Raw genomic sequence first — 19845 nt, forward strand, 5'->3', positions numbered from 1 at the left:
GTATCTCAGCGCTCAAGATCGGCTTCGACGGTTCTATCCCACCCTGGGGTTTCGGGTTGGTGCGCTTTTACCGGGCATGTCACCAGGACCTGGTGTTCTCTGCCGTCGTCGAGCAATTCCAGCGTGTCATTGCCCAGCAGCTCGCCGTCCAGCGTGATCGAAGCTGTAGTGCTTGTGCCGGGGCGTACATTGATTTGGTAATGCGTCGCTCCATAGCGGTAGCGCAGCGTGTAGCCAGGCCAGCCCTGCGCAAGCAGCGGTACGATATGCAATGCAGTCCCGACTCGCTGCACGCCGAGCAATGACTCCACGATGAACCGGTACGTCCAGCCGGCCGACCCGGTGTACCAGGTCCAACCCCCACGGCCCGCATGGGGCGGCGTGCCGTAGACGTCGGCAGCCATGACATAGGGCTCGACCTTGTAGGTTTCGATCCGGCTGGCGATTTCATGGCCCGCGGGGTTGATCATGTTGAGCAACCGCCAGGCCCTGACGTTGTCGCCAAGCTCGGCGAACGCCATGCCGGCCCAGACTGCGGCATGGGTGTACTGGCCGCCATTTTCCCGTACGCCCGGCACATAGCCCTTGATATAGCCGGGCTCGAGCGACCCTGTGTCGAAGGGCGGATCGAGCAGCAGTACCGCGCCTGTGTCGGGCCGTACCAAGTGCTGCTCGAATGAAGCCATGGCAGTGCGGCACCGCGTTTGCGAGGCGGCCCCCGACAGTACCGACCAGCTTTGCGAGATCGAGTCGATGCGGCACTCGTCATTGTTGGCCGAACCCAGGACCTGACCGTCGTCAAACCAGGCGCGCCGGTACCATGAACCGTCCCAGGCATGCTCCTCCAGACTGGCCTGCAGCATGGCGGCCTGCTGGGTACAACGCTGTGCGAAAACAGGGTCGCCATGCAATTGGGCGGTGATGGTGAACTGCTGGAGAACATCAAAGCCGAAGAAGCCCAGCCACACGCTTTCCCCTTGGCCCAGATGGCCGACCCGGTTCATCCCGTCGTTCCAGTCGCCCGTGCCGATCAAGGGCAAGCCGTGGCTGCCACGCTGCAGGCCGTGTTCGATGGCGCGTACACAATGCTGATAGAGGCTTTCTTCAAGGTGCGACTTGCCCGGCAGGTCGTAATAGGACTCCTCCCCGGCATTGAGCGGGCGGCCTTCAAGGTAACCCACGGGTTCGGCCAGCACGCTGAGGTCTGCGGTGACGCTGACATAGTGGCTGGTCGCCAGCGCCAGCCACAGATAATCGTCCGAACAGCCACTGCGCACACCCCGATCGAGCGGCGGGTGCCACCAGTGTTGAACGTCGCCTTCGGCATATTGATGGGCTGCACACAGCAACAAATGGCTACGCACGCTGGCGGGATCGGCATGGATCATCGCCATGCTGTCTTGCAGTTGATCGCGAAAGCCGATGGCCCCGCCGGACTGATAGTAGCCACTGCGGGCCTGGAAGCGACAGGCGATCACCTGGTACATCAGCCAGCCATTGACCATGACATCGATGCTCGGGTCGGGGGTCTGGACCTGAATCACGCCCAGCTGCGAACGCCAATGCTCGCGTACCGCCTCGAGTTGCGCGGTTGCCGCCCCCAGGCCCCGGTACTGCTGAACCAGGCGCAGGGCTGACGCGGTATCCCTGGCTGCACCGAGCCGGAAAACCACGTCCTGGTCATCACCGTTGTCGAGGTCGAGGGCAACCTGTATCGCCGCACAGGGATCCAAGCCACCACCGGTACGGCCCGACAGCCGTGCCTGCTGTAATCCGGCAGGAGCCTTGAGGCTGCCGTTGCGACCGATGAATTCACTGCGATCGCCGCTGATGCTGGTGTCGGTCGAATCGGTATCGAGGAACGCCACCCGTTCGCAAAACTCGATCGAATAGGCGTTCCTGGCGAAAAATGCGCCGCTGCTGGGGTCGGCTTCCGTCACCACATGCATCGCTGATTTGCTGCGCAAGTCGCCCAGCACCCACTCGACATAGCAGGTTGTCGACAGACGTCGGGCGCGGCCTGAGCGATTGCGAATCTGCAAATGCGAGAATTTGATCGAAGCATCCAGCGCCACATACACCCACAACTCGGTGTGGATACCGTCTTCATCGTGCTCGAAGACGCTGTAGCCGAAGCCGTGCCGAGTACGGTACTCACCGGTACCGGGACAAGGCTGTGGCGTCACCGACCAGAAATGCCCGGTTTCTTCATCGCGCACATAGATCGCCTCGCCGCTGGCGTCGGTGATCGGGTCGTTATGCCAGGGGCTCAGGCGAAATTCGTGAGCATTTTCCATCCAGGTGTAAGCGCCACCACTTTCGGACATCACCGTGCCGAAATGCGGGTTGGCCAACACGTTGGCCCATGGCGCCGGCGTCGGCCTGCCAGGCTGCAAGGTCATGACGTACTCGCTGCCATCGGCACTGAAGCCGCCATAGGCGTTGCCCAGGAGCAAACCTTCGATAGCGGACAGGGGAGCGGCCGCCGTTGCTTTTGCCTGGCGCTTGAGTGTGGGGACCAGCGCCGGGTACACCGGGCTGGCGTGACGCCGATGAACTTGCTCGGCAATGCCGCCGTTGCCTTCGCTCAGTACCAGGCGCGCCACCGACAGGATCAGCGTCCGGTCCTCGTTCGACAACTGCTGTGCCGGACGCACGAAAATGCCCCCGGGATGGTCGATCAACGAGGCTTCGCTGCCGGACGTCACCACACCCATGATCAGGTCCTGGAGTTGCTGGCGATAGCCGGCCTGGTCTTCGTTCCAGATGACCAGGTCCACCACCAGCCCCTTTTGCCGCCAGTAGGCATGGGCCTTGACCATCTGCTGCACCAGCTCGATGTTCTCGACGGTGGCGATCTGCAGCAGAACGATGGGCAGGTCGCCGGAGATCGCCTGGCCCCAGAGGCTCGATTGATTACGTCGATTGGCCATCAATACGCTGTTTTCCGCGCGCATCGAGGCATTGGCGTAGAGGATCGAAGCGGCCATCTGTTCAAACAGGCGGGCATCTTCCGGCGCTACATTGAGTTGGCGCAGCAACACCTGGCTGTGGGTCCAGGCCAGGTCGAAGACGCGATCGGCGAGGTGCCGGTCGCGGTATTTATTGATCAGGTACAGGCAACCCTCACGGCTGTCCGCGACGCCGGTCACCAGGTCGATGGTCGCCGTTTGCCCGGGTTCCAGGGCAATGCGGCAGCGGATCGCCACGATCGGGTCCAGCACCGAGCCGGCGGTGCCGGAAAGCTGCTGGACATGGCCATCGAGCGCCGCCGGTGCTGCAACGTCGCGCCCTCGGCCGATGAATCGCGCTCGATCGGTCTCGTAGGAAATGGCGTCGATGTCCACGCCATGGGCAGCCAGCAGATGGCACATCCAGGGCACGGCTTCCTCACTGGAGCGCCGCCTGCGGGTGCAGACGATGGCCTGCAGCGCCGGCAACAGTTCGGTCTGCACGAACAGGTTGCTGAAGGCCGGGTGCATGGCATCACTGATGGCCGGCGCCAGGACCACCTCGGCGTAGGTGGTGATCTCCACGCTACGCCGTACGCGGCCGCGGTTGGTGATGTGCAGCCTGCGCAACTCGATATCGTCTTCGGGAGACACGACGATCTCGGTGTGCGTATCGAAATCGAGCTCGCGAACACGAAACTCGGCCCGGGCATCGCTGAAAATCGCTTCATGGCTTTCTGGCCGGTGCAGGGTCGGCTGGTGCGCCGAGGACCAGAACACGCCGCTGCTGACATCGCGCAGGTAGCAGAACATGCCCCAGTTGTCGCGGGTCGCGTCTTCATGCCAGCGGGTTACGGCGATGTCGTTGCAACGGCTGTAACCGCCGCCGGCACTGCTGAGCATGACGTGATAACGGCCGTTGGAGAGTAGCTGGACGGCGGGGCGCTTGCGCCCGGGATCGGCGAACACGCGAAGCCTGGTTTCCTGCATCCCTGCGTTGTCTCCCGTGGCAGGCGCCTGGGTCGCATGCAGGTAGGGCGCGGCGGTTTTCGGTACGCGTTCCTGCAGCAACAAGAGGGTGGCCTGGAAGGCCGGGATCGACTCGAAACGTCGCTGCATGGGTCGGTCCAGCAGCAGGCTGGTCAAGGCCAGCAGGCTCATGCCCTGATGGTGCGCCATGAACGAGCGCACGACCGCATAGCGCTGGCCGCGTGGCAGGCGTGCCTCGGTGTAGTCGACCGCTTCGTACAGGCCATAGCGACCGGCCGACCCCTGGGCAGCCAGGCGTTGCAGGTTGCGACAGGCTGCTTGCGGTTCGACCATCAGCGCCAGGGCGCTGGCGTACGGCGCAATCACGGTATCCTCGGCCAGCCCGCGCTTGAGGCCAAGGCCTGGCACACCGAACGCCCGATACTGATAATTGAAGTGGGCATCCAGGGTGTTGTAGCCCGACTCGGACACGCCCCAGGGGATGCCCAACTGGTGGCCATGCTCGATCTGCAAGGCGACGGCCGCGCGGCATGTCTGCTCCAGCAGCGTGCCTTCATAGCTGGGCATGACCAGGTTGGGCATCAGGTACTCGAACATCGATCCGGACCAGGAAAGCAGTACCGGCACCCCGCGATTGTTGCTGAGCAAGCGTCCGAGGGTGAACCAGGCCTGTTGCGGCAACTGGCCCTGGGCGATGACCACGAAATTGGTCAGGCGCACCTCTGAAGCGAGCAGGTCGTAATAGCCGTTGTCCAGCCGGCGTTCGTCGGCGTTGTAGCCTATCGAGAACAGGTCACGCTGGGCATCGTAAAGGAAGGTGAAGTCCATGCTCGCCAGTGACGCGGACAATTCGGCCAGGCGCTCCAGCTGGCTGATTCGTGCGCGGGCCAGATGTTGTACCGCCTGCACTTGCGCCTGATCGGTGGGCAGCCACAGCGCGCAATCGAGCTCGGCCATGTGTCGCAGGGTGAGTGCTGGCGACTTGGCCCGGGCGGGTGCCTGCGGCAGCTCGAAGCGCAGTCGTTCTGCCCGCAGATCCGCACACTGCGCCTGCAATGCCTGCAACCAGTAGTGTGCTTCTTCAGCAGAGCTGGTCGGACTGTCGATTGCCAAGGTCTGCGCCAGATCGAGTAATTGCAGGAGGTTGTCCGGGGTGTCGTGGACAATCGCCGACTCCACCTTCGCGCGCAGTTCAAGCACGGCAACGTCATCGAGGTCCGCGTCCTGTAACGCCTGCTGCAGTACATTGAGGGTGTCGCCCAAACCGCCAAGGCTGCGTCGGTCGAACAGGGGCGTGTCGACCAACCCCAGCAGCCCCGGCCGCAGGGTGAGCAACAGGCCCGCCAGGTTGCCGCTGTCCACGGTGGACACATACCGAGGCGCCAGCGGCTGCAGTGTCTGGGTGTCGTACCAGTTGTAGAAGTGCCCATGGTGTCGCTCAAGGCCGGCCATGCACTCAAGGGTTGCTGTTATGCGTTCAAGCAAGCGCCCGGTACTCAGATAACCGAAATCGTGGGCCGCCAGGTGAGAGAGCAAGGCCATGCCCATGTTGGTCGGTGAGGTGCGATGGGCAATGGTCGGCTTGGGTATTTCCTGGACGTTGTCCGGCGGTAACCAGTTGTCCTCAGGGCCCATATAGCGATCGAAGAACGCCCAGGTCTGGCGTGACAGCATGCGCAGGAATCGCAGGTCTTGCGCTGACGGACTGAACCCCGTCGGTGTTGTCGGCAGGCTGATCCACCAGGCAATCGCCGGGCTCGCCAGCCACACCAGCAGCAAGGGCGCCGCCAGTGCGAGTACATAGAGAGAGGGGAGCAGGGCCGCGAATAGCAGCAGCGCCAGCGCAGGGGCAATCCACATGCTTTTATACATGCCGGACAGATCGTTGCCACTGGAGCGCTCCACCTCACGGGAAGGTTGCCATTGCAGCAGGCGGCGTTTGCTGACCAGCATGCGCCACAGTGAGCGGCCAATCGCATCGAAGCTCAACAACGCATCGGAGGGCAACCAGACAATCGACAACAGCGCTCGCATGAAATGCTGGCCCGAGGTCCGCAATGCCGCGCTCAGGTGTTGCCCCAATGGAATATCGGCAGCTTTCTGTACCAGCGCGAGTACCGACTGCAGTACCGGTTGGAGAAATACCAGGCCGAGCACTCCCAATGTCCAGGAGACGGCCTCGCTCGAACCCAACCAGCCCCATGCCAGCATGGCCAGGAAGGCGCCTGGCTCCAGGCTGCGGCGCAGATTGTCAAAAATCTTCCAGCGGGCAAGGTTGCTCAGAAGGTTGGGCGCGAATCCTCCCTGGGGTTTCGGTGCCCAAGGCAAGGCCCAGTACAGCACTTGCCAGTCTCCGCGAATCCAGCGGTGTCGGCGTTTGGCATCGGCGCTGTAGCGAGACGGGTATTCCTCATACAGTTGTACATCGCTGAGCAGCCCGCAGCGGGCGTAGCACCCTTCGATCAAGTCATGGCTGAGGATGCGGTTGTCGGGCAGGCAGCCTTCGAGTGCCTGTTCGAAGGCGTCGACGGCATAGATGCCCTTGCCGATGAAGGAACCGTTGTAGAACAGGTCTTGATAAACATCGGAGACGGCGCGGGTATAGGGGTCGATACCTGCATCGCTGCCAAACAGGCGGGCGTAGGTCGAGCGTGCCGTGCTGGGCAGGCTGATCCCCACGCGTGGCTGGAGGATGGCGTAACCGCTGACGATCTTGCCGCTCTGTTCATCGAATACCGGATGGTTCAGCGGGTGCATCATGGTACCGATGCACTGACGCGCGACATCCCGTGGCAGCAAGGTATCGGTGTCCAGGGTGATGACGAAGCGTACGGCACTCAGTGGCGCGACATCACCGACGATCAATGCAAAGCGCTGTTTTCCTTTACCAGGCAGTCCTTTGTCACGCAGCAATGCGTTGAGCTCGGCGAGTTTGCCACGCTTGCGCTCATGCCCCATCCATACCCGCTCGGTAGAGCTCCAGTGCCTGGGCCTGTGCAGCAGGAAGAACCGGTCGACCTGGCCATCGGCATATTTGTGGTTGAGCGCCTCGATCAGTTGGCGCGCCAGTGCGAGCAATTCGGCATCCTCGGGCATCACCTCGGCAGGGGCGTCCATGAAGTCACTGAGCAGCGCAAAATGCAGGTTGGCATCGCGATTGGCCAGGAATCGCACTTCCAGGCCTTCCGCCAGGGCCTCGATGTCGCCAGCGTTGGCAAACATCGTAGGCACCGCCACCAGCGTACGCGCCTCGGCCGGTATGCCCTTGCTGTAGTCCAGGCGGGGCAGTAGCGACGGGGCTACCGTGAGGGTCACCAGCCAGTTGACCAGCCCGATCGCCAGACGGCTGGTCATCAATAGCGCGGGCACGGCGAGCAGGACCAGGCACCAGGTTGGCGTGCCGCTGCGATAAGCACTGCTGAGAAATGGCCAGGCCAACAGCAGTGTCAGCAGCAGTGCAGGGTACAGGTAGAACTTCAACGGGGCGCTCTGGAGCAGGCGCTTCCATCGTTCGAGCAGCGGCACGCTGGCGTGCAGCGCCTGCTCCAGGCTGAGCAACCCGTCAGCCACCAGGTAATAGCCCACGTGCGAGGTTACACGGGCCGTGGGCTGTGTGGTGCTGGCCAGTTCGATGGCGGCTTGTGCCACCTTGGTTTCAGACTGCACACAATGCCGGGCGAGGCGTTCGACCACATGGCGGTAACGATCGCGGGTAGCAAAATCCATGTTCGCGTAGACATCCGCCGGGTCCGTGCACAATACCTGTTCGACATGACTGAGCAGCTCGACGAACTCGCGCCAGTCGGTCGCCGCCAGCAACCGCAGGCTGGCGATGCTGTTGCTGATGGACACCTGGTCACCGGATTGCTGCTGGGCATCCATCTGCACCAGGCGTTCGACGGTAAGGCCGGACTCACCGAGCGTTTGTTCTATCCACGCCATGGGCAATATCAGCGCGGCGCTTTGCCCGTGCAGGCGGCGCGCCAGCTCTGCAACGAATGAAGGCGTCATCGGCGGTGCCGACCGCGCCATGTCGGCAACGGTCAATACCACGCTCTTGGCGTCGCGCTCGGCCATTTCGATCAATCGATCGGCCCAGTCATCGGCAAGGTTACGGTCATCCCGGTTGGCCATTACCCGGGACGCCACGCGCCGTAGGTTCTCGATCAGCGCCAGGCGCAGCATGATCGGGATTGCCCATAGCTCGCCCAAGGCCAGCGGCGTGATGGTCTGATAAGAGGCGATGAAACAATCCAGGCTTGGCGCGTCGACCCGGCCATCGCCATGAGCGATGGTTTCCAGGGCGATGTCGTAGACCCGCGGCAGGCCTGCCGAAGGACCTTCGGCCAGGCGTGGCAACTCGCGACTGTAGCCGTCGGGCAGGTGGGTCCTGGCGGTACGGATGTTTTCTTCGATGAGGTAGAAGTTGTCCAGCAGCCATTCCGCCGCTGGGGTGGCGCGCCGGCTGGACAGTTGTACGGTCTTGAGCGCTGCGCAACTACGCTCCAGAAGCAGTTGGTTGTCAGTCAGGCGGCCCAGCAAGGCGTCCTTTCTTGAAAGACGCCCGAGCACATGTTGGCGTGCCAGTACGATACCGTGGTCTGCCATCTGCTGCGCATTGAACAGGTCGGAACGCAGGATGGGCTCGTACTCGAACTTGTGCCGCGCTGCACTCCACCTGAGCCAGATGGCCGGTGAGCGCCAAAGGCTGGACAGCGTGCGAGTCAGGATATTTTGCATGAAATCCTTCGTACGACCCGCGCAGGGCAGGTCGCATGTGGAATGAAGGCGGTTCTACGCCAGGCTAGGTGTGCGGGCGTTGCGCCGCCGGGCGCAGCATTCCGCCGATGAGTGTGGGTTATTCATCGGGGCGAAGTCTGTTCGCTAGCGAACATAGACAATGCCAGCCGCGGGGGCTGTGTGATTAGCGAACGATCCAGGCGGCCGCTTTTGGTCCAGGCTGTGTGAAAACGCATGCGCCGTATTGAGGTCTGCATTGTTACGTAAAATCTGCCAGTGTTTGGTTAATCAGCGATTGAAAGTTTGCGTAGAAACGCGAGATCCCAAGCTCCGGTAGCGAGATCTTCCAGTCCCATCTCGGCTTGCAGACTTCCTGCTCCCGCGTGCCGGTGTTCACCTTGAACAGCGCCATCGTTTGCAAGTTAGCCGGCAACTCTCCGAAAAGGATCTATGCCTGAATTCCTGTCTCACCCTGTGCAGCTTGTAACGCTCGCTCCTCGGTCAGCGGCATGAAAATCGGCTGTGTATTGCTGGCGTGCTGGTAAAGAAAGTAGTGCCCGGAATCGTCTAACAATATCCGGTACAGTTCTGATGGCCGAAAGTTGTTGCCGATAAAAATACTTTCCTTGAGGATCTCGAAAGACTTGATCCCATGCTGTCGCATTGTGGTTTCAAAGGCTTGGTAAAGACCTTCTCGGCGGCGTCGATTGTTTTGAGCATTAAGCTTGAAAAAAAGCACCATCAGCACCGCATAACTGATAAGGAGAATCACAAGGGCGCTAGTGCGCATGCGTGGAGCTCCATGTCCGCTCAATCGTTGTGCATTTCAGTGTAGGCGCGCTCCTGGTGTTCTTCGTCGAATGGCAAGTGTCGCGACACGTTTCGCGTATCAGCAAATTGTGTCGCGACATTGGAGTCAGCATGGCGAACATGAATGCGGCACAGATAAATCAAGGTTTTGAGTACTCAAGATAGAGTTTCTCAAGCGCTTCCTGGTACTTATCTCCGGATAGTGTTTCTTTCAATATCGCCACGGCTTCGAGAGCCTTGACTGCGGCCATGGCTTCGTTTTCTCCCCGGTAGCTGGCGCGAAGCCTGGCTGCTGCGTACACAGCCTCTTCAGTCGTTGGCATTGCTTTGCCCTCGAAGGATTCGGATTCACTGATCAGCACCGCGGCGTGGTTCATGGCGGAACACGCGCCCGACTTGATCCAGCGCATGCTCAATGAAATTAACAACAGCCAATCGCCAAAGCTGCTCTTCTACAGGCGTTGCGATCTTCATACAAACGCCAGAGTTTTGATGCAAATACCGATCAACCACAGCATTCGCCGATACCAAGAGGATGATTCGCTTTTTTTACCGGGCTCGTCAGAGCGCTCCAAGTGTCAACTCCATCGCCATTGCAGCGGACAACGCCAGCATAATCAGCAGCGCGATAAACATTAGGCACAACTGAGCGACCTGCTTATAAAGGGTTATCGGCCTTTTCGTGATACGAGCAATTGATTTATTAGAGGATGCCATCACCAGTTCTCACTTTTCCGCGGAACATTAATAGCTCCAGAAGGTGTACATCAGGATCACCTGCAGGATGAACAGCGCGCCGATCAGGGCGAGCATAAACGGCCCGCGCGGCCTTGAGGGCGGCCAGCGGGTTGGTAAACGCCGAGGGGGCTATCGGTGGTGGCGGGCCGAAATCATCCAGCGGCACGGCGTTGGCGGTGGTCAGGGTAAGGAGCATCGCACAGGGCGGGCTTGACCTGAGCAGCAAGGTGATGGAGCTGCATGGCGATGTCGCGCGTTTCATTTTTCACCCCTCGCCTCATGCCGAATCTGGCTAGCCCCGCCGTCTCCATGATGTCCGGGACGACAGCTGTTGCGGGTACCAGGGGGGGCTGCAACTAATGAGCCATTTCAATAGGGCGAAGAAAAAGCTCAAATTAATTAACGGGCTGTTTTTGAGTGTTCCAAGCGAGAGAAAGGGTGAGGGGGGAATATTCCTCAAATTAGGTGGTAACCGCCCGGTTGGGTGGGTGTAATGCCCCATTTATGGCGATGGTAGCGGCCCTGTTTCACCGACCGCTTTTGGTAGGGGCTGCGAGCTCATCGCGGTTGTGGCTGTCAATGCGATAAGGCGTGCCGGCAATAGGCTTACCGCAGCGAGCGATAGGCAATGGGGTCGATGTAAGCCGACTGCAGGTCCCGCTCCGGGATCTCCCAGATGATGTGCTTTGGCGGCGTTTCTTTGGAGGCCGGGTTGTTGAGGTAGCTGTTGGCAGCACCAGAGAACGCTCCGCCGTCTTTGGCGAAGTTACCTACGGGGGCGCCCAGTGCCTGCTGCACAAACCCTGCGAAGTTGGAGTTGCGTGAGAATGAAGTGCCGATGAGCACGGTATTGGGGAGGTCGGCATCGCCAAAGAGGTCTGCCTCGGTGTCAGGGCTGGCGGCTGACGCAACGGGAAGTTCGTGGGTGCTGGTCTGGGCGACCATTTCGGGTGCGGGTTGCCATTTGAGCGGCAGCCAGTCGATGCCCGCCAGATGGACCAGGTCGCCAGGCCGCACCGCGAGCGAGGCATGACTTTCGTTGAACGACCTGCGTGGCGTTGCGCTGATGCCCAGGGTCTTCAGGCGCTGCGCGATGGCCTCGGCCGCTGCCTTCGCGCCAGATTCGCTCCAGTGCGTATCGGTGCGCAACCAGGCACTGGCCCCCAGTGGCGTCAGCGCACCGGTGAGGTCCAGATTCGACACACCACCCACATCCAGCTTCGAGGTCCAGGCCTGGATGCGCCCTTCGAGAGCGGCCGGGCGGTGCAGTGCGCAACGCTGCCCGGCAGCGATGCGGCTCTTGTCTGGAACGATGACCACCAGCAGGCTGATGTCACGTTGGGAGAGCTGCTGCTTCAGATCAATCACTGCCTGGACTTTGGCATCGGCATTGCGCTGTGCTTGATGATTGACCTTGAGCTCATCGGCCAAAAACAACCAGTCAGGACAACCCGAGCGAACCCTCGGCCCGGTGTCATTGAGGAGCAGCCAACTGGCACCGCGCTCCAGCTCGGCGAAGGTCGTGGGGAGGTAAGCGTTCGACAGTTCCTTGGCAATCCGGTGAGTGATATCGCCGTCAAAAATCTGCGGGGCCAGTACCTTATCGGGTAGCAGCGAGATCTGCCCTGAAACGATCAGACGGCCAGTGGACAGCAGCCCGACGACCAGGAATATCAGTAGCGCCACGCCTGCCAACCGACTGTTGCGTGTCGCCAGATCAGGCTGAGTGGAGGGCGGGGTGTGCTTGGGGATCGTCATCAGAATTGGAAGTACAGGAAGGGTACGGTTTCGCGACTGGCGATCAGTGCGAACGACAGCATGAAACCGGCGATGGGCCAAAGGGCGGCGGTGTAGAGCCAAAGGCCGCCCAGTTGTTTCTCACAGTAAGGTCGCAGCAGTGGTGCGACGGCACCGAACACTCCCAGCAAACCCGCAAGGCCGTGCACCGGGCGCAGGGTCGTGGACAGTTCGTCACCGAGGGCGATGCCCTGCAGGCCGAACTGTCCGGCATACAGGCTCAGCGCGCTATGAAAGTCGGGGGCGCGGAACAGTGTCCAGGCCAGGCACACGAACAGCAGTGTCAGGCCATGGGAAAGCACCGGCGGCACCGGGGGCAGGGAAGAGCTGTTCCAGGCACGATTCACACACAACGCAATGCCATGGGCGCTGCCCCACAGCAGATAATTCCAGCTATCGCCACCGTGCCAGAGGCCGGCGATGGCCATGATCAGGAACAGGTTGCGGTAGGTTTTCCAGGTGCCGTTGCGATTGCCACCCAGCGGAATATACAGATAGTCACGTAACCAGCTGGACAGCGACAGGTGCCAGCGACGCCAAAAGTCCTGGATGCTGTTGGCCAGATACGGACGGTCGAAGTTCTCGGGAAAGTGAAAACCCAGCATCAGCCCCAACCCGATGGCCATGGCACTGTAGCCGGCAAAGTCGAAGAACAGTTGCAGTGAATAGGCAAGGCAGCCAACCCAGGCGTCGGAGAAGCTGGGGTTCGGCACATTGAACGCCACATCGACTACCGGCGACAGGGTGTCGGCCACAAGGACCTTCATGCACATCCCGACCATGAACCTGCGTGTGCCCAGCGAGAAATTCTGCAGGTTGAAGTAACGTTGATTCAGCTCACGCCGAACCCAGTCATAGCGAATGATGGGGCCGGCGACCGAATGGCCGAACATCGAAATATAGGTGGCGTAGTTAATGAAGCTGCGTTCGACCGGCACGGTACGGCGATGCACATCCACCAGATAGGAAATCGCCTGCAAGACGATAAACGACAGCCCCGCCGGCATGATGACCCGCTGCCAGTCCGGGGGCATGGCGCCGTACCCGGTGATGGTATCGATCAAGGTGCCGGCAACAATGTTGGCGTACTTGTACCAGCACAGCACCGCCGTGTTGAGCACGATCAGCGTCGCGAGTAGCCGCACGCGACCCTTGCCTTCTTCCCGCAAGGCGTCAATCAGCAAGCCGCCGATCCACGCCGTGATCGTCAGCACCACATGCACCGCGAGGAACCGTGGGCTCAACCAGCCATAGAACAGCCAGCTGCCGATCAGTAACGTGACGTTGCGCCAGGCGGCTGGGCACACGGCATAGGCCGCCAGGAACAGCGGCAGGAACAACGTCAGAAACTCGAGCGAGGCAAAAACCATGGTGGTGGTGCGATCCGGTCAGTGGGCCAGGACGTCAGTCGCGAGCAACAGGTAAGGGCCATTTGCGCCCGGCAGCAGCACAACGCTGTAGCGCTCGCCAGCCTTGAGCTGGCCCAGGTCCAGCGGGGCACCGACGTTGGTTTGGGCGCAGACCAATTGCACCGACAGGTTGACCGGGTTGATCGCTCGGCGTTGCACGCTGCCGTCGGCCACCTCCTTGAACAGGTCGGCGTTCTTCTCCGCAGCGCGCAAGCCGGCCTGGGTGCACGCTGGATCGGCGCTGATAAACGCCAGCGAGGCTCTCAGGCTATTGAAGTCGTCGGGTTGCTCACGGATGACGACCTGGCGGATACCTTGAGTGCTGTCTGGCATGGCGATCACGCTGGCGAACTCACCCGCCGCCACCTGGATGTCCAGTGGCTGGCTTTTGCCGTTGCGTTCCAGGGTGCCCTTGATCGGCTGGTTGGCGGGCACGGGCAGGTAGTCGGACACGGCATTCGGGCCTTCCAGTTTGAGGCTTGTCCGAGAGCCTTCGGTCAGCAGCTGCAAGGGTCGGTCGGCAGCGTTGATAAAACGCAGGAAGGCCGAATCCTGATCCGGGCCCGTCGGGTACAGGGCAATGTCGGCGGCCTGGGCGTGCAGGCTCAGCATCAAAGGCGCGAACAGCGCCCAGCCACGTACTGATTGGGTCATCGGGCGGTTCCTGTGCTGCTGACGCGGTCAGCGGGCAGTTTGGCCAATGCACCACCGATGGCAGTGCCCCAGGATTGATAACCGGCGACGGTAAAGTGCTGGCCATCGATGGTGATCCACTGCCCGGGTTTGGAGAACGTCAGCGAATCGATGTAGGTGCAAGGCGCCACGTTCGCGGCCAGAAACTGCGACATCAACTGGGTGCGGGCATCATTCTTCTGGTACATGCCACCGGCTTTGCCCCAGGCCGGGCCCACCCAGGCGCAACGGGTCCCGGTGGCGGCGATGGCCTCGGCCAGGCTGGTGACGCTTTGCCATGCCCAGGCCTTTGGAAACACCGGCTTGTCATAGGACGCCATGGTGTCGCCAATGACCAGTACCACCAGGTCGGGCTTGTCGGCGGCGATCAGGTCCTGGATCGGTGTGGTGGTTGCCTCGCGCCCCTTGATCACTATCTTGTCGATGCCTTTGCGCTCGGCGCCGCAGTCGACCTTTTTGCTGATCAGCCAGTCGCCGGCACCGGCACCGCAGGCGCCGATGGAGTGGACCTGGGCGCCTTGTTGGGTCAGGTTGTCGTGCAGTGGCTTCAGCAAGCTGTCGGGGAGGCTCATGTGGCTCTCCCCAAGGACAAGAAGCGTCAGGCCGGCAAGGGCAGAAGTGGGCATCGAAAGCTCCAGAATGATCAGTTGGAATAAGGCGAGGCGTACGGGCTGATCGGCAGGCTCATGGGGCCGCTGATCTCCTCGAACTGGTAGCGCAAGGACAGGGCGCCGCTGAGTTGTTGGTAGTCGCGGGCGTTGTCCAGGCCCAGATTGGCGCCCAGCAGGAAGTTCGAAGCGACCTTGTATTCAGCCGCCGCGGCGACGCTGTAGCCGATCCCGGTTTTGTTTTGCCCTGCGTAACGCAGGCCCGAGGCCGCCTGCTGGGCTTTGTCGGTCGGGAAATAGTCGACGCTGTCCTGCTCGAAATGCTGCACGCCGACCGAGCCCTTGACTTGATACGTCAAGCGCCCGGTGCGTTGTGCCCAGGTCACCGGAATGCCCAGGGCGAAGAACGTCTGCGGGCTGAAATAGCCGCCGTGGCCGTAGGTGAAAAAGTCCTGGTTGTTGGCGTAGCTGATGCCGGTCATGCTCAGGCCAACGGTCAGTTTGCTGTCCGTTGCATTTTGCAGGTACCAGTACACACCGCTGCCCAGTTCACTGCGGCTGTTGGACTCGACATGGTCGCCCAATAACTGGTGCCAGGAGGCGTAGCCATAAGCGCCGACTTCGTTGTCGTCAAAGCTCAACTGACCACGCCCGCCGTTGGCGGTTACGCCGCCCCAGGACTGCCCGCTGCGTTTGTCCGTGGTGCCGGCAAACGAGGTGAGGCTGTCAGTCACCGGACGCCGTGAAACGCTCACGCCATAACGGACATTAGAGGTGTCGCTCACTGGGCGATCAACACTGATGCCGCCCGTGGCGGTGGTGTATTTGAAACCGAGCGGAGTGGTGCCGAGATCGGCTTTGAGCCCATCTGCGGGCCGTTGAACGGCGACGGAAAGGCCGACGCCCTCGGCTTTCTGCGAACCGACGCTGCCGCTCTGCGCACCGTTGCCAAAACGCGCCAGCGCCTCGCTGCTGGCACTGCCGGCGTTCAGCGAGACCGGCGTCACGCGCAGCGCAACGCGGCTCTCATCCAGCGGAATATTGATTTCCAGCGGTGTTTCAATGTCGGTGAGTTTGCTCAGTCCCGACTCACTGTTGTTGCTGCGAATGCTCACGCCCTGGGTGACGTAGGCACTGCGCACCTGAAGGATTTTATTGAGCGCCAGTTCCGCGGGGCTGATGTCCTCGCTCACCAGTGCTGCGCGCGGCAGTTGCGACTCGAATGGATTGCTCGCCTGCTGTGGCCTTGGCGGGGCGTCGATGGCAAAAGGGGCGCTGCCTGGCATCTGCTGAGCCGGTGGCGGGATGGCTGCCAGCAAGGTGTCGCGACTGACTTCATTACGTGAACCCGACACCCCGGCAAAAGGGTTGGACGCCACCGTCGAGCCGGCCAGTTGGCCGCCCTGGCTTCTGCGTTGCTCGCTCTGTTCGATGGCCACGGCTTTGCGCAGCAGATCGGTCGCCGTGCCGGTCTTGCCCATGTTCTGGTAGAGACGTGCGGCCTCGGTCAGCGTTTGAGGGTTACCGGGTTCGGTCTTGAGCAGCTGTTGCAGCGCCTGTTCGGCAAAGGCCGTGTCATGTGCCAGCACCGCCGCGTCGGCGGCGCCCAGCAGCAGTTGCGGGTCGTTTGGCTGGCGCTGTAACAGCGGTTTGTAGAGTTCGAGGGCTTTTACCGTGTCGCCGTTGGCCGCGTACATCCGCGCCAGGGCCGCGACGGCAGCGCTGTCACCGGGACGTTGCGCCAGTGCGGGCGCCAGCGTGTCATAGGCGTTGGCCAGATCGCCGCGTTCACGCAGCTGGTCAGCCTGGCGGATGCGATAGAGATAGAGCAGGTCGTCGAATCGCTTGCGAGCTGGCGCGTTCAGGGGCTTGTTCTGAAGGTCGCGCAGAATCTGGTTGACCTGCGTGTCTTCTCCGGTTTTAAGCAGGACAGCGGCGTATTGCAGGATGAAGTCCGCCGAGGGCGCTGTAGTCTGTTGCAACCGGCCGCGCATGAGGGCCAGCGCACGGCTCGGCTCGCCGATGTCGACATAGGCCGAGGCCAGGCTCGCCGTGCGGTCTGGACTGTTGTTGGCCATCGGCTGAATACGCTCGAGCAAGGTCAGGGCTTCCTGGCGCTGTCCGCGCTTGCCGAGCTCAATCGCCTGGCTGAGTTGCAGGTTGAGGCTGACGTCAGCGGCCAGCGCTTGCATGTCTGGGGTGCGCTGGTCGGGGCGCAAGCGTGCCAAGGTCGTCTGGGCGGCTTTCCACTCACCCATCTGGACCGACAGCAAGGCGCTGACGTAAAGCGCATCGGCATTGTCGGGATGGGCCTGGAGCATGGCATTGATCAGGTCACGCGCCTTCTGGGGTTCGCCCATCGCCAGGTTCAGGCGGGCCAGGGCGAAACGCGTCCAGATGTTGTCCGGCTCAACGCGCAGCGCGTCTTGCAAGGCGTTGCGTGCAGCGGGCAGGTCGTTGCGTTGTTCGGCGAGGGCGGCCAGTTGCGTCGCACGCAAGGCTTGCAGGCGTGCGGACTGGCCGATCTTTGCCTGGCCGGTGGCCGGCAGGCTGTTGATCAGTTGCAGGGCTTCATCGTTCTTGCCGCTCTTGAGCAGCACGTTGACCAGCCCTTCCTGTGCTTGAGGGTCGTCACGGCGCAGGCTCAGTACCTGGCGATAGTTGCGCTGTGCGTCATCGAACTGGCCCGCGCTGGCCTGAATATCCGCGAGGGCGAGGCGAGCGTCGACCCCGTTTTGGGTCTGGCTCAGCGCCTGGTTCACCAAGGCCAGTGCCTGGGCTGTCTGGCCTTTGGCCAGGGCGTCGCGGGCCTGCTGCAACGCAGACCAGTAGCGAACGTCGTCCAGTGCTGCTTGCCAGTGGCTGCCGTCGCGTTGTCGCGTGGCCTGACCCAGGAGCTTTTCCGCTTCGGCCAATCGGTGTTGCTGCTGGCGAATAACCCCAAGGCCACCCAGCGCGTCAGCATCATCGGGTTGGGCATTCAAGCGTGTCTGGAAGGCCTGTTCGGCGGTGGCCTGATCGCCTTCTTTCAGCGCCTTCAAGCCGCGCGCGACTTCGGCTGGCGGTTGCCATTCCTTGCTGCCCGTCGTTGCCACCTGTTGCTTGCCCTTGTTCATCTGCGCCCGTATCTCGCCATCATCCGGATGAGTCTTGAGGTACGTCTCGAACAACGGCACTTGTGCGGCATTGGGCGGGCCGATCCAGGTCAGCGCCAGGCGCCAGCTTTCGTCGGCATCACCGGCGATGTCGGTACGTTGGGTCAACCCGGCCAGGGCGCGGATGCCCTCGGCACGGCTGTCTTCATGGCGGACCAGATGCTTGGCGTAAAGCAGCGCGACGATCGAGTCGTTGGGCATTTCGCGTTGCAGGCGCTGAAATCCGCTTCGTGCTTCAGACCAGTCAGCCTGATTGAAGGCAAGGTTGTTGTAATACTCGCGGCCGATCGTGCCTTGAGGTGGCTGGCCATCGAACAGTGCGCGAAACACGGCGGTCGCCTTGTCGCGTTCGCCGGCATCGGCGAGGCGGCGAGCCTCTTCCAGACGCTGCTGGTTCTGCGGTTGTGCCAGGGCGATGTCCTGCGCCAATTGCAGTGCCTGCCGAGGCAGCGGCTGGATCGCCTGCAGGCGCGCGAGGTGTTGCTGCGCCTGTTGTGGCTTGCCCGACTGCACGCCGATCAAGCCCAGGCCATACAGTGCGTCAACCTGGACCGGGTCCAGCAACAGGACTTTCAGCCAGACTTCCGCAGCGCGTTGAGGATTTTTGTGCAACTGCCAGTACTGGCCTTGCTCGACGAGTAATGTCTGTGGATCAGGACTTTGAGCGTGGGCAGCAGAGGCCGTCCATACGCTCATGACGGCGATGGCTAGCGTGCGGTGGTGCGCGTGCATGCGGTCTCCCAGGAGAGTTTCAGCGTTCCGTCTTCCCGGAATCGATAATGTTTATCTGCCCAGCCGAGCGCGAACAGGCTGAGCATGATGTTGTAGTAGCGCGGCGGACCTGCGTTGGCATCCGGCCGGGCCAGCGCCTCTTGCAAGGCGTGCTCCACGCGGCGTCGTTGCTGATCGGCCAGCCCGGGTTGCCCCTTGGCCTGAAAGTACGGAATCAGTGCAGCCCAGAATCCGAAAGGGCTCTGACCCTGAACACTGCCGTTGAGAACCTGGACTGATTCCGGGGGAACACCCGTCGCCCCAGTGCTGCGGGCCATGCCGTCCAGCCGTTTGAGCAGGGGCGCTGCCAGCGGTTCGGTGGCCTCGCTCATGCCCAGCCAGAGGTACACGCGAATGGCGTCGTAGCTGCCCGTTTGGCCGTTGATCGGGTCGCTCACGAAGACACCCGATTGCGCTGAAGTGCCTTGATAACCGACCCAGTCCGCGACGAAGCCGCGTGGGCTGGATTGGGCAATCATCGTGGCGGTGTTGTTGGCAATCGCTTGCCAGGGCCCGGAGGGTGCTTCCTTGGCCAGCCGCCGTAACAGCGGCAGTGGCAGGTAGCTGGGGTTCAGGCGCCAGAGCGCATTCGGCTGAACGAAGCCCTCTGGTCCAGGTAATACCATCGGGCCCAGCCCGGGCAGCCTGACGACCAATTGCGCTTCAATCGTCGCCATCAGGCGCAGGGCGTCCTGGTGATAGTCCGGCCGATGCCACAGGCGTGCGGCTTCGAGCAGGGCGTAGGCGAACCACAGGTCGGCGTCGGCGGCCGAGTTGGCGTCTTGCAGGCGCCACTGACCGTCCGTGCCTTGCCCCCATAACCAGCCCGGCAGGCGTGTGGCGATGGCGGAGCCTGCGAGGTTGGCAGAGGTCCAGCGCCAGAGTGTGTCGAAGCGTGGCTGATCGTTGCCGATCAGTGCGAAGAGCATGCCGTAGGATTGCCCTTCAGAGGTGCTGCGATTGTTCTCCATACTGGATTCCAGAACCCGGCCGTCGGCCTGGACGAAGCGCGTGGCATAGGTTTGCCACAGTGGCCAGGCCGGCGGCTCACAGGGTTCTCCGGCCGCAATCGCAGGCGCCAACAGGGCGAGCGCAAGTACAGCGCTCAACCTGCGCGCGTTGCCGCGCAGGCACTGGCGAAGTGAAACACCCCGACTGCTCATGGACGACACAGGCATGCGCG

General features: G+C 61.9%; 11 protein-coding genes and 1 pseudogene. All 12 read right to left on the minus strand.

Translation table 11 applies throughout. The features are described 5' to 3' along the window. Positions 1-5: 5 nt before the first annotated feature. The 12 genes and pseudogenes from AC1DWG_RS06690 to bcsZ all read right to left on the minus strand — a co-directional run bounded on the left by AC1DWG_RS06690 (position 6) and on the right by bcsZ (position 19840). Positions 6-8681 carry a glycoside hydrolase family 94 protein gene (locus AC1DWG_RS06690; RefSeq protein WP_477787522.1) on the minus strand — a complete coding sequence of 2892 codons (8676 nt, stop codon included), beginning with the start codon at positions 8679-8681 and terminating at the stop codon, positions 6-8. Positions 8682-8991: 310 nt separating this feature from the next. Next, positions 8992-9129 (minus strand): annotated as a pseudogene (locus tag AC1DWG_RS06695) (tyrosine-type recombinase/integrase); the annotation flags it as partial. Further along, the gene (locus tag AC1DWG_RS06700) at positions 9130-9471 is read right to left on the minus strand and encodes a hypothetical protein (protein WP_477787523.1); all 342 of its coding nucleotides are present in this window, start codon (positions 9469-9471) and stop codon (positions 9130-9132) included. It abuts the pseudogene before it with no gap. A 160-nt stretch (positions 9472-9631) separates the two neighbouring features. After that, complete coding sequence (locus tag AC1DWG_RS06705; RefSeq protein WP_477754310.1) at positions 9632-9868, minus strand: hypothetical protein; 237 nt, start codon at positions 9866-9868, stop codon at positions 9632-9634. Beyond that, positions 9840-9965, minus strand: coding sequence for a hypothetical protein (locus tag AC1DWG_RS06710; protein WP_477787524.1), 126 nt, complete (start codon positions 9963-9965; stop codon positions 9840-9842). The genes AC1DWG_RS06705 and AC1DWG_RS06710 overlap by 29 nt, the downstream gene beginning before the upstream one ends. A gap of 229 nt (positions 9966-10194) precedes the next feature. Then, complete coding sequence (locus AC1DWG_RS06715) at positions 10195-10491, minus strand: hypothetical protein (protein WP_477787540.1); 297 nt, start codon at positions 10489-10491, stop codon at positions 10195-10197. Between the two features lie 344 nt (positions 10492-10835). Then, complete coding sequence (locus AC1DWG_RS06720) at positions 10836-11987, minus strand: alginate O-acetyltransferase AlgX-related protein (RefSeq protein WP_477787525.1); 1152 nt, start codon at positions 11985-11987, stop codon at positions 10836-10838. Next, positions 11987-13396 (minus strand): MBOAT family O-acyltransferase, encoded by a 1410-nt coding sequence (locus tag AC1DWG_RS06725; protein ID WP_477764956.1) that lies wholly within the window; start codon positions 13394-13396, stop codon positions 11987-11989. Before AC1DWG_RS06725 ends, AC1DWG_RS06720 begins: the two co-directional genes overlap by 1 nt. 18 nt (positions 13397-13414) lie before the next feature. Further along, entirely contained in the window at positions 13415-14089 is a 675-nt protein-coding gene (locus AC1DWG_RS06730; protein ID WP_477787526.1) for an alginate O-acetyltransferase AlgF, read from the minus strand. Then, entirely contained in the window at positions 14086-14754 is a 669-nt protein-coding gene (locus AC1DWG_RS06735) for an SGNH/GDSL hydrolase family protein (protein WP_477764954.1), read from the minus strand. Before AC1DWG_RS06735 ends, AC1DWG_RS06730 begins: the two co-directional genes overlap by 4 nt. A 17-nt stretch (positions 14755-14771) precedes the next feature. Beyond that, entirely contained in the window at positions 14772-18623 is a 3852-nt protein-coding gene (locus AC1DWG_RS06740; RefSeq protein WP_477787527.1) for a cellulose synthase subunit BcsC-related outer membrane protein, read from the minus strand. Then, on the minus strand, positions 18599-19840 hold the full coding sequence (gene bcsZ / locus AC1DWG_RS06745; RefSeq protein WP_477764952.1) for a cellulose synthase complex periplasmic endoglucanase BcsZ: 1242 nt from the start codon (positions 19838-19840) through the stop codon (positions 18599-18601). Before bcsZ ends, AC1DWG_RS06740 begins: the two co-directional genes overlap by 25 nt. Positions 19841-19845 lie beyond the last annotated feature (5 nt).

The organism is Pseudomonas sp. P4_B3 (assembly GCF_056402295.1).